The following is a 15,806-nucleotide window of genomic DNA, read 5'->3' on the forward strand; positions in this document are numbered from 1 at the left end:
ATTACAGAGTAAATTTAGCCCAATCTCAAGCAATGTAGTCTAAAAAATCGGGTGAGAATTCGTATGCCGAATGACATAATAAATAATTATTTTGGGAAAAATCGAATAAGAAAGGAGGATAAAGAGAATTGATGGCGGAGGAGGAGAGATTCGAACTCTCGAACGGTTACCCGTCGACGGTTTTCAAGACCGTTGCCTTCAGCCACTCGGCCACCCCTCCGCAACGGACCGAACTATAAACAGAGCACTGCCGCTTGTAAAGCTTGTTTGTGTCTAATCGGCCAAAAAGCCGCCATCTGATTATCGAGTGCTGAATTAATCGTCATGGCTGATGATTCATTGTGCGATAACCAGCACATTCTTTTCTTACTGATGTCCCTCAATAAGGCAAATACAGAGATTTCTTTGGGGTACAGGAAATATTTGCTAAATTAGCGGCCGTTTCATTGGCTGAACCACCGAGGTAATATGTTGGAGTTTGAAGGTCGGGCTATTGATACCGACGCGCAAGGTTATCTGAAAAACAGCGCAGACTGGAGCGAAGCTTTAGCACCGATTTTGGCTGAACAAGAAGGCATCACACTCACCGAACCGCACTGGGAAGTGATACGTTTTGTGCGCACTTTTTATCAGGAATTCAATACATCCCCAGCTATCCGCATGCTAGTCAAAGCCATGGCACAGAAATATGGCGAAGAAAAAGGGAATAGCCGATATCTGTACCGCTTATTTCCCAAAGGGCCGGCAAAGCAAGCGACGAAAATTGCAGGTCTACCCAAGCCAGTGAAATGTATTTAGCAGGCGGCACTATTGTCGTCATGGCATTAGCTCGATTGACGAGTTAATAGCGAATGTTAAATGTTTCAAACGGAATAGTAGAATGAGGTTCTGTCAATACGCGATCCACTCGCGCCCCACGTGGTCCTCCCTGCTTAATCCACGCCATTAGGCTATCAACGGCCTCTGGCTCACCGTAGGCCACCACTTCCACACTGCCGTCGTCACAATTTCTGGCATACCCCGTCACCCCTAATTTCTGGGCCTGACGTTGTGTGCTATAGCGGAAACCGACACCTTGGACAATGCCATAAACATAGGCAGCGGTGCATATTTTTGCCATATCAACTCCTCATCTACGTGATAATTTGCATTTTCCGGCCCATACTCCGACAATACCGCTCTTTTTTACCTAGCTGGCAGCCACTTAATTATGACCTTACGCCTGATTCTTGCCAAAGGACGTGAAAAATCCTTACTTCGTCGCCACCCGTGGATTTTCTCCGGGGCCGTTCTGCGCCTTGAAGGTGATGCCCTTCCCGGTGAAACCATCGATATCCTTGATAGCCAAGGTAAATGGCTGGCCCGTGGCGCTTACTCTCCTGAATCACAAATTCTGGCACGAGTCTGGACGTTCCAACAAGATGAAGTGGTAGACCGCGAATTCTTTATCCGTCGTCTGCAGCAAGCTCAAAGCTGGCGAGATTGGCTGGCTCAACGGGATGGCTTGAATGGTTACCGCCTCATTGCTGGCGAATCTGATGGCCTACCAGGCATCACCATTGACCGCTTCCAGAACTTCTTAGTCTTGCAATTGTTGTCTGCCGGCGCTGAGTATCAGCGAGCTACACTGGTTAGCGCATTGCAGCAATGCTATCCAGAATGCTCAATTTACGACCGCTCTGATGTCTCAGTTCGTAAAAAAGAGGGCTTGCCACTAACCCAAGGGACGGTTTGCGGCGAAATCCCCCCAGCTCTGCTACCAATCAGCGAAAATGGTATGCAACTCTTGGTTGATATTCAGCAAGGCCATAAAACAGGTTTTTATTTGGATCAGCGTGATAGCCGCCTAGCAGCACGTAACTACGCCGATGGCCGTCGTGTCCTGAACTGTTTCTCTTATACCGGCGCCTTTGCTGTAGCCTCCTTGATGGGTAATTGCCAGCAAGTCATCAGCGTTGATACCTCACAATCTGTACTGGATATCGCCAAGCAGAATATTGAACTGAATCAGTTGGATATGAGCAAAGCCGAGTTCGTTCGTGATGACGTGTTCCAATTGCTGCGTAATTATCGTGCACAAGGGGAAAAGTTTGACATGATCATTATGGACCCACCGAAATTTGTGGAAAATAAGAGTCAATTGGCGAGCGCTTGTCGTGGTTATAAAGACATCAACATGTTAGCGATACAGCTATTGCGCCCAGGCGGGATTCTATTAAGCTTCTCTTGCTCAGGATTAATGCCAACAGATTTATTCCAGAAAATTTTGGCGGATGCCGCGTTAGATGCGGGCAATGATATACAATTTATAGAGCAGTTCCGTCAGGCCGCAGATCATCCGGTTATCGCAACATATCCGGAAGGTTTATACCTAAAAGGGTTCGCTTGTCGGATAGTGTGACTTGAAATACCCCACAAAGCCCTCATATAGAAGGCAGAGTAACGTTTCTCAGGAGGTTATCATGATCGCCAGCAAATTTGGTATTGGGCAACAGGTCCGCCACAGCCTACACGGCTATTTGGGTGTGGTGATTGATATCGATCCTGAATATTCTCTTGAGCCGCCTGAACCTGATGAAGTTGCAAACAATGATACTTTGCGCTCATCACCTTGGTATCACGTGGTTATTGAGGATGATGAGGGGCAACCGGTACACACTTATCTCGCTGAAGCACAGTTGACTTATGAAGATGTGGATGCTCACCCAGAGCAGCCGTCATTGGATGAGCTGGCGGCGTCGATTCGCCATCAGCTACAGGCCCCACGTCTGCGCAACTAAGTTGTAGTCAATTTAGCTGCAATAAATTGAGTCTCAATGCATATCGATAAAACCCGGCACTTCAGACCCGCCGGGTTTTTTATTGCCGAGATTTGCCCTCATGAGGGCGCTAAAATGACTCTTTTTCTAATCCCAGCCGGGGTATCTCAATTTTCGGGCAGCGATCCATCACAACCTTTAGTCCTGCATCAGCCGCCAATGTTGCCGCCAACTCATTAATCACACCGATTTGCAGCCATAGCACTTTAGCGCCAATAGCAATGGCATCCTGTGCAACGCCATACGCCGCCTCTGTGTTACGAAAGACATCCACCATATCAATCGAATGGGGAATATCTGCCAGTTCAGCATATGCCTGCTGTCCGAGTAACGTTTTCCCAGCCAGTTTCGGGCTGACAGGCGTGACCTGATAGCCCTGTTGCAACAGATAAGCCATAACACCATAGCTGGGACGCGATGGTTTATCACTTGCACCGACTAGCGCAATGGTTTTTACCTGCTGGAGAATGTCTGTAATCTCTCTATCGTGCATTTTTCAGTTCCTCTGATGCGCTAAAAGAATGTTTCTGTCCATTTGCATTTGGGTGGAATGACAAATATTAGGCGACGACTAAGTGTATATCATGCTGAAAATCGAGGATAAACGCAGTCTAATTGATTTCGTTTAATTGATATCGCACTAATAACTGTTAGATTGTCTCTTTTATCTTTAGAATTCATTAGGATAATAGTGAGATATTTATACTGAATATTTCAGAAAGTAAATAAATGTGGGCGCACGGAAAGACTTTGACACATAATCTAGCGTGTCTGACAATGTAAGTGGATATCATCTTCAGGAGCAATACATGAAATTTGGTCTGGTGGTCGCAGGGATTTTGGCCGTTTGCTGTAGTGCTTCAGCGCTAGCCACGACCTTAAAACTTGCACCGGAAATTGACCTGTTGGTGGTCGATGGGAAGAATATGTCGGGTTCTTTGCTAAAGGGAGCCGACAGTTTAGAGTTAAACAGCGGCCAGCATCAAATCCTGTTCAAAGTGGCAAAGCCGCTCCCGGCAGATCCAAACGTATTGTATGCATCGCCGCCGCTGGTGGTGGTGTTTAATACCCGCAACACTCGCTCAGTCGCGATCAAATTGCCGGTTATTGATACTGAACGAGATGGAAATAAGTTCTCTAAAAATCCTACATTCCAGCTTATTGGCGATGATGGACACCCGTTGTCCGTGCGCCACGATGTGCTGCATCAAGAGAACCTTAACAAGGCGGCAACACTTGAAACCGCAATGGCTATCTATAACGTCGGAAAATACACTGCCTCCGTTCCCTCATTTGCCACAATACCACCTTCAACAGTGAGTGCCGTACCTGGCACCACCATTGCGGTTGCAGGGACGAATACAACACAAAAAACTACCCGCCTGCAAGGTGAGAATATCGCCGAGCAGATGCTTCAATATTGGTTTCTGCAAGCTGATGCCGAAACGCAACAGCGCTTTCTGATATGGGCGAAAAAGTCATCCATTAAGTAGCGCGGTCAATTTAGGCTATTCTTAAACATCGGGTTATGCTTGTTTCTTCGCATTTCTTTGCGTTAACACTATGCACAAAATATCCATTTCAGTAATCTGTCAGCAAACCGCTGGCTCTTATTGAAGGATGTTTTGATGGAACTCACCACCCGCACGATTGCGGCACGTAAGCATATTGCCCTCGTATCCCATGACCACTGCAAAAAGTCCCTACTTGAATGGGTCATGGAAAATAGAGATCTTTTGGCACAGCACGAGCTTTATGCCACCGGCACCACCGGTAATCTAGTACAAAACGCGACGGGGATTGACGTCCACTGTTTGCTCAGTGGCCCAATGGGGGGAGATCAGGAAGTGGGCGCACTGATATCTGAGAAAAAAATTGATATTTTAATTTTCTTCTGGGATCCACTCAATGCTGTTCCTCATGATCCAGATGTAAAAGCCCTGCTGCGACTGGCGACGGTTTGGAATATTCCCGTGGCCACTAACCGCTCAACCGCAGACTTCTTAATTGGCTCCGCTTTGTTCAGCGGCGAAGTGACCATCGCTATCCCTGATTATGATCACTATTTGAAGCAACGCCTGAAATAGTCATTAAGCCCGGTGATCCTCCCACCGGGCTTAAATCTCGCTAGGGTTTGCGCTGAACCGGGACTCCCAACTCGCTCAGTTGGTGAACAAAAACAGAGGGTTTGGCAGTATCTTGCAGTAACCATACTTGATGTTTTGCTCGGGTCATCGCGACATAAAGCAAGCGCCGCTCTTCCGCATCAGGGAAATCTTCCGGTGCTGGTAGCAGCACATCTTCCAAAATTGACTCCCGTGCCACGGCAGGAAAACCATCACTCCCCTCATGCAAACCCGCAATAATCACATAATCTGCCTGCTGCCCTTTACTGGCATGAATCGTCATAAAATCAATGGTCAGCTTTGGCCACCGCGTTGCGGCCTTTTGCAAAATATCGGGACGCAGGTGATGATAACGCGCCAGAATCAGGATGCGCTCGTCACCCTTAACAAAGCTACTTAGCTTATCCAGCAGTGCTTCGAGCTGCTCGTTAGGCAAAATCATCACCGACTTTTTATTGCCTTTACTTAAGCTGTTTAGCGGTTTTTTCAATTGATAGGGGTTTTGCTGAATAAATTGGTTAGCAATCTCACCAATGCGATCATTAAAACGATAGGTGGTATCCAATGCGCATTCAGCCCCTTGACCAAAGTTCTGGCTAAACGCCGTCGTGAGGGAGAGTTCCGCGCCACTGAAGCGGTAAATCGCCTGCCAATCATCACCGACAGCAAACAGGCAGGTCTGCTTATTTTGCTTACGTAGCGCGCTCAGTAGCATCGCCCGTTGCGGCGAGATATCCTGAAATTCATCGACTAAAATGTGTTTCCACGGGCTGACAAACCGCCCTTTCTCCAGCAAATTTACTGCCTGATGAATCAGCCCAGCAAAATCGACGGCCCCCTCCTCTTTCAGCGCTGTTTTCCATGCTTTTAGCAAGGGTGCCATTAGCCGTATACGTTTCTGGAAGAGATCGCGTACTTCTTCATCAGCCTGCTCAATCATTTCGGCCTGACTACCGCCATGCATACGCATCAACCCTAGCCAGCGCTCAAGTCGCCCTGCCAGCCGTGCCACAAGACGTTTATCCTGCCAAAAATCACCGTCATCGACTTCCCATTCCAATTCATCGGTTAGCCACTCACGCCACCCTTTAGCCTGCGTTTTTTTCTCGCTGCACTGCTGTTGCCAATGCTGAATCAGCAACGCCCTTCTGGCTTTACTGTCAGATTCCAGTTTACTGATCACGGGAGTCTTGCGGCTGCCTTGCTGGATAATCTGCAATGCGATCGCATGGAAGGTTTTGGCCTGAATATCATCCACCGCCAACCGCTGCTTGATGCGGCTATTCATTTCATCAGCCGCCTGACGGCCAAACGCCAACAGTAAAATCTGCTCGGGAAGTGCTTCATTACGGCGTAATAACCACCCCGCACGAGCCACCAGCACCGACGTTTTACCACTACCAGCGCCAGCCAGTACCAGCACCGAATCTTCACCGTTGACCACCGCACGACTCTGCGATTCATTCAGTGGTGAGCTTTCAACATTTTGGAAGAAATCTTGATGCTCCTTCAGCATACGGTGGGTCCATTGCTGATTACGGCGCTCGACACTGCGACTCCCCTGCTGCAGCCACCCCAAACAAAGCTCATAATCTGCACGGCAAGACTCGAACTCGACTAACCGCTGTACGGGCATGGGTAATGCTGCGAAAGCCTCACGGATGGCGTCTTGCACCTGACCGAGCTCGCTGTGTTTAAACCATTTATCCTGCTGCTCAATCCGCTTAATTGATTCGACTTGTTTATGTAAAACCTCAACACAAACCAAGCTCATCTCCTCACTCCATTGCTGCCAAATACCCAGTAAGTGATGATAAAAACGTTGGGTCTCTTGCCATTCAGTGCCATGCAACCGCACAACCTGCTGATTTGGCAATTCAAATTCCATCTCACCCCAAACAATGCCGCGCTTACACTGGATGTTAACCAACTGATTAAAGGGGATCAGGTATTGATGTTTATCACCGCATACTTCAATGCCCGCATTTAACAAGCGAACCCGGTTATAGGGGTGTTGAGCCAGATGCTTGCCAAAAGATGTCGCTTTAAGTTCCATATCTGCGCGCCATAACTCGTATTAAGTGAATTGAAATAACATAATGGAGTGTAAATAAAATAATTGAGTTTAAACAACAGGTATCCGATAGTTGAAGAAGGAAACTCACCCGTGCTATCCCTATACCATGGTTAGTCGGTGTTATCACTCATCCGCATTGCGGTTTTTATATTCAGTTAGGCTTAATCACTATGCGTACTGTATTGAACGTTCTTAATTTTGTTTTAGGTGGTTTCTTCACCACCCTGGGCTGGCTATTAGCCACAGTCGTCAGCGTCATCCTGATTTTTACCTTACCATTAACCCGCTCTTGCTGGGAAATTACCAAGTTATCATTTCTCCCTTATGGTAATGAGGCGATCCATGTCAATGAATTATACCCAGAAAAAAGTAATGCTCTGCTAACAGCTGGCGGTTCTTTATTGAATATTGTCTGGTTTGTTTTATTTGGCTGGTGGCTCTGCTTATCCCATATCGTTACTGGTATTGTGCAGTGTATAACCATCATCGGGATTCCGGTGGGGATTGCCAATTTTAAGATTGCTGCTATCGCACTATGGCCCGTGGGTCGCCGTGTCGTTTCAGTCGAAATGGCGCAGCAGGCAAGAATAGCCAATGCCCAACGCCAGTATCAGCAACGCTGAATTTCAGTTTTAGAGGTTTTTTGTGCTCACTTTCGTCACTGCTTTACGCCGTTATGTCTACAATAGTAGCCTGCTTTATTATGTCCGTATCTTTATCGCGTTGGCGGGAGTAACAGCGGTTCCATGGTGGATTGAACAACCTAAACTGACCATTCCCCTGACACTCGGTGTCGTGGCCGCAGCACTGACTGATCTGGATGACCGCCTGGCCGGGCGGTTACGTAACCTATTCATTACGCTGATCTGTTTTTTTATCGCATCAGCTTCCATTGAGCTTTTATTTCCTTATCCCTGGTTGTTTGCCCTTGGCCTGACCTTCTCAACCTGCGGTTTCATTCTGCTGGGTGCCTTAGGCCAACGCTATGCGACCATTGCCTTTGGCGCGCTGTTAATCGCTGTCTACACCATGCTCGGCACCTCGATGTACCATATTTGGTATCAGCAGCCACTGCTACTGATTCTGGGGGCCGTTTGGTACAACATCTTAACCTTATGCGGGCATCTCATTTTTCCTATCCGCCCCTTACAGGATAACTTGGCCCGCTGTTATCAGCAGCTTGCTCACTATTTAGAAGCCAAAGCCAATCTATTTGACCCCGATATTGAGCCTGATGTCGATCAGCCCATTATTGATGTCGCAATGGCGAACGGCACTTTAGTCGCCACCTTGAATCAAGCCAGAGCCTCACTGGTAACGCGGTTAAAAGGTGACCGGGGCCAGCGCGGGACTCGGCGAACGCTGCACTACTATTTTGTCGCGCAAGATATTCATGAGCGAGCCAGCTCGTCACATGTCCAATATCAAGCGCTGCGGGAGAAATTTCGCTACAGCGATGTCCTCTTCCGTTTTCAGCGCTTATTGAGCATGCAAGCCAGAGCCTGTATGCAACTCTCACAATCCATCTTGATGAGACAAAAGTATCAGCATAATCCCCGTTTTGAACGCGCCTTTACTTTTTTAGATGCGGCACTGGCCAGAGAGCTGGCTCAAAACGAGAATGTGCAACAAGTTAAAGCGCTCTCCCATCTGTTAAAAAACTTGCGGGCGATTGATGCGCAACTGGCGGGGATTGAATCAGAGCAGGTTCTAGCCGAGAACCCACAGCCGGAAAGCCGTTTGTCTGATGATCGTATAACTGGCTGGAGTGATATCAAGCTGCGTATCAGCCGCCATTTGACCCCAAAATCAGCACTGTTTCGTCATGCAGTCCGCATGTCCGTCGTGCTTTGCGTCGGCTATGCATTTATTCAGTTGACTGGTATGCGCCACGGTTATTGGATCTTGCTAACAAGCCTTTTTGTTTGTCAGCCCAACTATAATGCGACTCGCCGCCGACTCGCACTGCGCATCATCGGCACTTTAGCCGGTATACTTATCGGCTTACCTATTCTCTATTTTGTACCGTCAATTGAGGGGCAGTTAATCCTGATTGTGATTACTGGGGTGCTCTTTTTTGCCTTCCGCAATGTTCAATATGCGCATGCCACAATGTTTATTACCTTGCTGGTTTTGTTATGTTTTAACCTATTAGGCGAAGGGTTTGAGGTGGCAGCACCACGGGTCTTCGACACTTTATTGGGGTGCGCCATTGCCTGGGTCGCCGTGAGCTTTATCTGGCCTGACTGGAAATTCCGCCAACTGCCTGCGGTGGTCCACAAAACACTGAATGCGAACTGCCGTTATTTGGATGCCATTCTGGTGCAATACTATCAAGGCAAAGATAACAGCCTGCCCTACCGCATAGCGCGCCGCGATGCGCATAATTGTGATGCCGAGTTAGCCTCCGTCATTTCAAATATGTCAGCAGAACCCAACAACAATAAAGAAACCCAGGAGGCGGCATTCCGTTTGCTCTGCCTGAACCACACTATGCTCAGTTATATCTCCGCGTTAGGTGCTCACCGCGAGAAACTGACCAATACCGCCACACTGAATTTGCTCAACGATGCCATTTGTTATGTCGAAGGCACTCTTGAGCAAGAACAACCCGACAGTTTGAAAATGACACAGGTACTCATTGGCTTATCTACCCGACTGCAAGGGTGCAATCCTGAGCCGGAGAGTAAAGACCAATTGGTTTTACAGCAGATTGGCTTATTGCTTGAACTACTGCCTGAACTCAGTGAACTGAATAAACGTATCAGTCAGACAAGCTAATTGAACCACGGGCTATTCCGATGGCCCATGGTTAGGCTGGTTCATACGCGGCACTGATGTGTGTCTCAAACCATTCAATAAGATCAATACGTATCATTAAGGGCAAGGCGGCATAATGATATCCACTGATAGCGCCCGCCAGTGACAACAAAACATTTATCCCCAGCGAGTGCCGTAAAGCACGCAACTTTAAGTAGCAGCGTTTAGCGCCCTCAAGCCTCAACTCGGCCGCACTCTTAATACCGGCTTTCCATAATAACCGCTCAAGGCTGGCGCTAAGATTGGGTAAATCCTTCAGTCGAACTGTCGGGCCTTTTTTGCTTAAAACCTCAGTTTTAGCCCCTTGATAAGCCTGTTGTGCAAAATGACGCAGCGTGCGTTCATCCCCCCACAGAAAAGCATCTACCCAATAGTAGCGCAGCAAAACCGGCACCCCACGTTTGGCATAAACAAAGTTCGTCATCCCTCTCGCACGAAATACCCCCTCGACCTGATCATTAGCGCGTAGATACAGTTCCCCCTCAGAAACCACTGCAAACATAATCCCATTAGCCAACAGGCCATAGCCGCCAAATTGTGAGCGAACTGTGATCTGGCCTAAAAAATCAAAACAACCCCGTGCCTGCATGATTTTATTTTCTGATGCGTTTTCCATGACTACTCCTTTAGTAAAAATCCGAACTAACGTCCCTATTCAGTTGTAATAAGTGTAAGAGGAACAACTAATTAAAAAATACGCAAAATGGATCACCTAGCCAAATACAAAATGAATTTGCACCGATTTACTTCACAATTATGCGAAGCATCTTGTAAAAATTTAGTTGATCTTCGAACAAACAGTGACTACTGTATATGCATACAGCACACTACAGGCGAGGTTCATTATGCGTACTCAATCACTAAAACCTTATCATGCTAATTATCATTCTCTTGTTACCCGCGATGCAGCACAAAGAGTTGATGCTCCAACAGATAGTGGCCTTATCAGTGAACTTGTGTACAGTGAAAACCAGCCTGCAGTAACCCAGCTATTACTTCCTTTATTACAACAGCTTGGTAAGCAATCTCGGTGGCTCTTATGGTTAGCACCGCAGCAGAAATTGAGCCGTCAATGGTTGCAACAATCAGGTTTACCTGCACATAAGGTGGTTCAGCTAAGACAAATCAATCCATTATCGACTGTTGATGCGATGGAAAAAGCATTATTGACGGGGAATTATAGTGTCGTGCTTGGTTGGCTACCGGAGCTATCAGAAGAGGATCGTATCCGATTACGTTTAGCAGCAAAGTTAGGAAATGCTTATGGGTTTGTTATGCACCCATTAGATGACACAAAAGTAGTTCAGGGACAGTGCGCAACGTTAAAAATTCATTCTTCTTTGTATCATTAAGTGAATTTAGGATTTATCCCATGAATTATTACAATATTTAGCGCTTCCTACTGCAGAACTGACATAAAGCGAGTCGGAATGCGGCTTGTAGCAGAAGATGTCGCATAAAAAACGCTGCTTTTTACCCCTAAATCGTTAAAGATTATGCACAAATTGGCGTTTTTTTCAGGACGATTATTACATCACACTTGTAACTTTCTCGCCACGTTGTAGACTTTACATCGCTAAGGTTGCTCTAAAATGCCAAATCATACTGGCAACGTGATTAACGGGAGCGTTAAAACCTTGACGAAGAATTTTAACCAAGGGCTTGGCTTTTTAAAGCTCATTGCCTATTTGGATGATAACGAGGCGTAAAATGAAAAAGACAGCTATCGCATTAGCAGTGGCACTGGCAGGTTTCGCTACAGTAGCGCAAGCCGCACCGAAAGATAACACCTGGTACACCGGTGGTAAACTGGGCTGGTCCCAGTTCCAAGATACGGGCTCCATCATTAATAATGACGGCCCAACTCATAAAGACCAAATTGGTGCTGGTGCGTTCTTGGGTTACCAAGCAAACCAATATCTGGGCTTTGAAATGGGATACGACTGGCTTGGCCGTATGCCTTACAAAGGCGACACCAACAACGGTGCTTTCAAAGCGCAAGGCGTTCAGTTGGCCGCTAAACTGAGCTACCCTGTAGCACAGGACTTAGACGTTTACACTCGTCTGGGTGGTATGGTTTGGCGTGCAGATACTGACGGCTCTATTGATGGCCAACGTTACAGCGCACACGACACTGGTGTTTCTCCATTGGTAGCTCTGGGTGCTGAATACGCTTGGACCAAAAACTGGGCAACCCGTATGGAATACCAGTGGGTTAGCAACATCGGTGATAAAGCTACCGTTGGCGCTCGTCCAGACAACGGCATGCTGAGCGTAGGTGTTTCTTACCGTTTCGGTCAGGATGATGTTGTAGCACCAATTGCTCCAGCTCCAGCTCCAGCTCCAGTTGTTGACACTAAGCGTTTCACACTGAAATCTGACGTGCTGTTCGCTTTCAACAAGTCAACTCTGAAACCAGAAGGCCAGCAAGCTCTGGACCAACTGTATTCTCAGCTGAGCTCTATCGATCCTAAAGACGGTTCTGTAGTGGTTCTGGGCTTTGCTGACCGTATCGGTCAACCAGCGCCTAACTTAGCTCTGTCTCAGCGTCGTGCTGACAGCGTGCGTGATTACCTGGTTTCTAAAGGTATCCCTGCTGACAAAATCACCGCTCGCGGTGAAGGTCAAGCGAACCCAGTTACAGGCAACACCTGTGACAACGTGAAACCACGTGCTGCTCTGATCGAGTGCTTGGCACCAGATCGTCGCGTAGAGATCGAAGTTAAAGGCTACAAAGAAGTTGTAACTCAGCCACAGGCTTAAGTTTACTACTTTCGTAAAAACCCCGCATTGCGGGGTTTTTTTTCGTCGCATGATTAAGCAAGGTTGAGTCACAGTCTGTTTTCTTAGGGTAATTCCGTCATCATCTAAGATGATTGATACCCAACAGATTAACTCTCTTTACCAAGAATATCCTGCAAATCCTGCTTCAAAGAGGACATCTGGTTGGCATATTTCTCTTTGCGCTCAGCATCTTCAATCAACTGAACTACTGTCTCTGAAAGTGTATTGCCACGGCGTCGGGCAAGGGCTGCCAAACGTTGCCACACCAAAAACTCCAAATCGATTGATTTTTTGCGGGTATGCTGGTGCTCTGCGTTGAAGTGTCGTTTACGTCTAGCGCGGATAGTCTGCTTCATCCGAGTCGCCAGTTGCGGGTTCATATGTACATCGATCCACGCCAACACCTTCACTGGTTCACTTTCCAGTTTAACCAGTTGCTCTACGGCATCCGTAGCTGCACTGTTTTCGATATGTCGGGTAATGGCTTCACCTTCACGGTGTTTTTTTACCAAATACGCCCATTTCCAACCACTTTCTAAATTTTCCAGTTGTTGATATTTCATCGTGAGCTCTTTAGTGACCGCGTAACTTAAATTAAGCATAACAGCTTTACACGGAATTTCACCCTACTAAAAGCGCATGAATAGATTGTTTTTTGTACGAAGCACTGCTGATGTCTTACTCCTTGCCATCAACTGCCACTCTACGTATATGCAGTCTGCTTTATTCTTGTATAATCGCCCTTTCCCTTTTTGACGATTGCATCTATTACTTTGACCAATAACCGACTTGAATGGCAGTCACTGCTGCCAAACACAACGCCGTATGAAGCGTTATTCGCTACCGCCTCCCAATTGGAGCCTGTTCCTTTTGCCGTGATTCAGCCCCGGTTAGAAAATGGCATGACGCTATTCTGTCATCCACAATCTCAACCGCGCTTTATGCTGATCAAAGCTCAAGAGAGCACCGAGTATCTGGCTTTAATTGCAGAGGCGGTTAAAGAGCTGCAACCTGAGGCTTCAGCCCTGTTTGGTGGCGATTATCTGATACACGGCCACCAAGTCACTTGGCAACCCGCACAGCGTGGTGACGAGCGGTTTGCGGCCCAGTCACGCTGTCTCTATCAGGAATGGGTTGAGCCGGAGCAACTGTTTGGCTGCGTTAGATGGCATAAAGATCAAATCACTCTGCAACCCGGCTTAGTTCATCAGGCTAATGGTGGCGTATTGATCATGTCGGTACGGGCACTACAGGCCCAACCATTAATGTGGTTGCGCTTGAAACAAATGATTGTCCAGCAACGCTTCGATTGGCTCTCTCCTGATGAAACTCGTCCCTTACCGGTACATATCCCCTCCATGCCGTTGGATCTACACCTGATTCTGGTTGGCGACCGTCTGGGACTGGGTGATTTCCATGATATGGAACCTGAATTGGGTGAATTGGCTATTTATGGTGAGTTCGAAGTCGAATTACCGCTAGTCGATATTGATGGCATGACATTATGGTGCGGTTACATTAATGCGCTATTGCAGCAAAAACAGTTACCGTCATTATCGGCCGATGCCTGGCCCATTCTGTTCCGCCAAGCGGTGCGTTACAGCGGTGACCAAGGCAGCCTGCCTTTGTGCCCGCAATGGCTAACCCACCAGCTAGCTGAAGCTGCGCTGTATGCCGAAGAAGAGGCCATTACCGCCAACGCGTTGGAAGTTGCGCTCAATGCTCGCGATTGGCGGCATAGCTACCTTGCAGAGCGGATGCAGGATGAGATAGAGCTGGGCCAAATTCTGGTTGATACGGAAGGGCAAGTTGTCGGCCAGATTAACGGCCTGTCTGTTCTAGAATATCCCGGCCATCCTTATGCCTTCGGCGAACCGGCGCGTATCAGCTGTGTTGTTCACTTGGGTGATGGCGAGTTTGTTGATGTTGAACGAAAAGCCGAACTGGGTGGCAATATCCATGCTAAAGGCATGATGATCATGCAGGCATTCTTGCATTCAGAGCTGGATCTTGATCAGCCACTGCCCTTCTCTGCATCCATTGTTTTTGAGCAATCCTATGGGGAAGTGGACGGCGATAGTGCATCACTCGCCGAACTTTGCGCGTTGATCAGCGCACTCTCACAGCAGCCAATCAATCAACAAATTGCCGTGACAGGCTCTGTTGATCAGTTTGGTAATGTGCAGCCTATTGGTGGCGTGAATGAAAAGATCGAAGGTTTCTTCGAAGCATGCCAACGCCGTGGGCTAACGGGCACTCAGGGGGTCATTTTACCCTCTACCAATGTCCGTCACTTATGCCTTAATCAGACGGTGATTGAAGCTGTACAGAATGGTCAATTCCATCTGTGGGCCGTTGATACGGTGGCTGAGGCATTACCGTTATTAACAGGGGTGGTTTACGCCGATGAGCAACAACCGAGTCTGTTGGGTATAATTCAAGAGCGAATCTCGCAGGTAAATCCTCAGGACAGACGTCGTTGGCCATGGCCATTGCGTTGGCTGAACTGGTTCAACCAGGGCTGATCGGACTTGCTCAGCGTACAGCTGTACGCTATTCTGCGCACTTCACTAAAATAAGGCTTACTGAGAACATGGTAGATAAACGCGAATCCTATACAAAAGAAGACCTTGAAGCATCAGGCCGTGGCGAGCTGTTTGGCGCTGGCGGGCCACCATTGCCCGCAGGCAATATGTTAATGATGGACCGTGTCGTCAAAATGACAGAAGACGGCGGCACCTATGGCAAAGGTTATGTGGAAGCGGAACTGGATATCAATCCAGACCTATGGTTCTTCGGTTGCCACTTTATCGGCGACCCAGTAATGCCTGGTTGCCTGGGCCTTGATGCCATGTGGCAGCTGGTCGGTTTCTATCTTGGCTGGTTGGGCGGCGAAGGAAAAGGCCGTGCACTGGGTGTAGGTGAAGTTAAGTTCACCGGTCAGGTTCTACCTGATGCTAAAAAAGTGACATATCGTATTAATTTTAAACGTATTATCATGCGTAAATTAATTATGGGCGTTGCAGATGGCGAAGTATTGGTTGATGGCAAAGTGATTTACACCGCCACCGACTTGAAAGTAGGCTTGTTTAAAGATACTGCTGCTTTCTAATATTTTATTAGCTGTCCTTGTGCAGGGGGCCGTAAAATCCCCCCTGCACTATTATGACGATGACTCAC

General features: G+C 47.6%; 16 protein-coding genes and 1 tRNA gene. 11 read left to right on the forward strand and 6 right to left on the reverse strand.

What is annotated here, in order from left to right:
• Positions 1-132: 132 nt before the first annotated feature.
• Positions 133-220: transfer RNA gene (locus HRD69_RS17730), tRNA-Ser, on the reverse strand.
• 248 nt (positions 221-468) lie between these two features.
• On the opposite strand from HRD69_RS17730, the gene tusE reads away from it, so the two are divergent.
• Positions 469-798, forward strand: coding sequence for a sulfurtransferase TusE (gene tusE / locus HRD69_RS17735; RefSeq protein WP_004873800.1), 330 nt, complete (start codon positions 469-471; stop codon positions 796-798).
• A 43-nt stretch (positions 799-841) separates the two neighbouring features.
• Here the strand turns inward: tusE and yccX are convergent, their stop codons facing one another.
• On the reverse strand, positions 842-1,120 hold the full coding sequence (gene yccX, locus HRD69_RS17740; protein WP_004873799.1) for an acylphosphatase: 279 nt from the start codon (positions 1,118-1,120) through the stop codon (positions 842-844).
• Between the two features lie 90 nt (positions 1,121-1,210).
• On the opposite strand from yccX, the gene rlmI reads away from it, so the two are divergent.
• Positions 1,211-2,401, forward strand: coding sequence for a 23S rRNA (cytosine(1962)-C(5))-methyltransferase RlmI (gene rlmI / locus HRD69_RS17745; protein ID WP_004873798.1), 1,191 nt, complete (start codon positions 1,211-1,213; stop codon positions 2,399-2,401).
• Positions 2,402-2,462: 61 nt separating this feature from the next.
• Positions 2,463-2,780, forward strand: a complete 318-nt coding sequence (hspQ, locus tag HRD69_RS17750) for a heat shock protein HspQ (protein ID WP_004873797.1) — start codon at positions 2,463-2,465, stop codon at positions 2,778-2,780.
• Between the two features lie 109 nt (positions 2,781-2,889).
• Here the strand turns inward: hspQ and HRD69_RS17755 are convergent, their stop codons facing one another.
• A complete protein-coding gene (locus HRD69_RS17755; RefSeq protein WP_004873796.1) occupies positions 2,890-3,312 on the reverse strand; it encodes a CoA-binding protein in 423 nt (140 codons plus the stop codon).
• A gap of 316 nt (positions 3,313-3,628) precedes the next feature.
• Here HRD69_RS17755 and HRD69_RS17760 point away from each other — a divergent pair, with 316 nt between their 5' ends.
• Positions 3,629-4,312, forward strand: a complete 684-nt coding sequence (locus HRD69_RS17760) for a DUF2057 family protein (RefSeq protein ID WP_004873795.1) — start codon at positions 3,629-3,631, stop codon at positions 4,310-4,312.
• A 135-nt stretch (positions 4,313-4,447) separates the two neighbouring features.
• Positions 4,448-4,906 carry a methylglyoxal synthase gene (locus HRD69_RS17765; RefSeq protein WP_004873794.1) on the forward strand — a complete coding sequence of 153 codons (459 nt, stop codon included), beginning with the start codon at positions 4,448-4,450 and terminating at the stop codon, positions 4,904-4,906.
• A gap of 40 nt (positions 4,907-4,946) precedes the next feature.
• Here HRD69_RS17765 and helD read toward each other — a convergent pair whose 3' ends face one another.
• A complete protein-coding gene (gene helD / locus HRD69_RS17770; protein WP_004873793.1) occupies positions 4,947-7,001 on the reverse strand; it encodes a DNA helicase IV in 2,055 nt (684 codons plus the stop codon).
• Between the two features lie 191 nt (positions 7,002-7,192).
• On the opposite strand from helD, the gene HRD69_RS17775 reads away from it, so the two are divergent.
• Both HRD69_RS17775 and yccS read left to right on the forward strand, forming a co-directional pair.
• Positions 7,193-7,645: a YccF domain-containing protein gene (locus HRD69_RS17775; protein ID WP_004873792.1), complete on the forward strand. Its 453-nt coding sequence runs from the start codon at positions 7,193-7,195 to the stop codon at positions 7,643-7,645.
• Positions 7,646-7,667: 22 nt separating this feature from the next.
• The gene (gene yccS, locus HRD69_RS17780) at positions 7,668-9,803 is read left to right on the forward strand and encodes a YccS family putative transporter (RefSeq protein ID WP_004873791.1); all 2,136 of its coding nucleotides are present in this window, start codon (positions 7,668-7,670) and stop codon (positions 9,801-9,803) included.
• Positions 9,804-9,834: 31 nt separating this feature from the next.
• On the opposite strand, the gene HRD69_RS17785 is transcribed toward yccS, so the two are convergent.
• A complete protein-coding gene (locus HRD69_RS17785; protein WP_004873790.1) occupies positions 9,835-10,458 on the reverse strand; it encodes a TfoX/Sxy family DNA transformation protein in 624 nt (207 codons plus the stop codon).
• Between the two features lie 229 nt (positions 10,459-10,687).
• Here HRD69_RS17785 and sulA point away from each other — a divergent pair, with 229 nt between their 5' ends.
• On the forward strand, positions 10,688-11,194 hold the full coding sequence (gene sulA / locus HRD69_RS17790; RefSeq protein ID WP_032813168.1) for an SOS-induced cell division inhibitor SulA: 507 nt from the start codon (positions 10,688-10,690) through the stop codon (positions 11,192-11,194).
• 358 nt (positions 11,195-11,552) lie between these two features.
• Complete coding sequence (ompA, locus tag HRD69_RS17795) at positions 11,553-12,605, forward strand: porin OmpA (protein ID WP_004873787.1); 1,053 nt, start codon at positions 11,553-11,555, stop codon at positions 12,603-12,605.
• 128 nt (positions 12,606-12,733) lie between these two features.
• Here ompA and matP read toward each other — a convergent pair whose 3' ends face one another.
• On the reverse strand, positions 12,734-13,189 hold the full coding sequence (gene matP / locus HRD69_RS17800; RefSeq protein ID WP_004873786.1) for a macrodomain Ter protein MatP: 456 nt from the start codon (positions 13,187-13,189) through the stop codon (positions 12,734-12,736).
• Positions 13,190-13,399: 210 nt separating this feature from the next.
• Here matP and HRD69_RS17805 point away from each other — a divergent pair, with 210 nt between their 5' ends.
• Positions 13,400-15,151: an AAA family ATPase gene (locus HRD69_RS17805; protein WP_004873785.1), complete on the forward strand. Its 1,752-nt coding sequence runs from the start codon at positions 13,400-13,402 to the stop codon at positions 15,149-15,151.
• Between the two features lie 68 nt (positions 15,152-15,219).
• Entirely contained in the window at positions 15,220-15,738 is a 519-nt protein-coding gene (gene fabA, locus HRD69_RS17810; protein WP_004873784.1) for a bifunctional 3-hydroxydecanoyl-ACP dehydratase/trans-2-decenoyl-ACP isomerase, read from the forward strand.
• The last annotated feature ends 68 nt before the right edge of the window (positions 15,739-15,806 follow it).

Origin of the sequence: Yersinia mollaretii ATCC 43969, assembly GCF_013282725.1 — a bacterium.
In the GTDB taxonomy this organism is placed as follows: Bacteria; Pseudomonadota; Gammaproteobacteria; order Enterobacterales; family Enterobacteriaceae; genus Yersinia; species Yersinia mollaretii.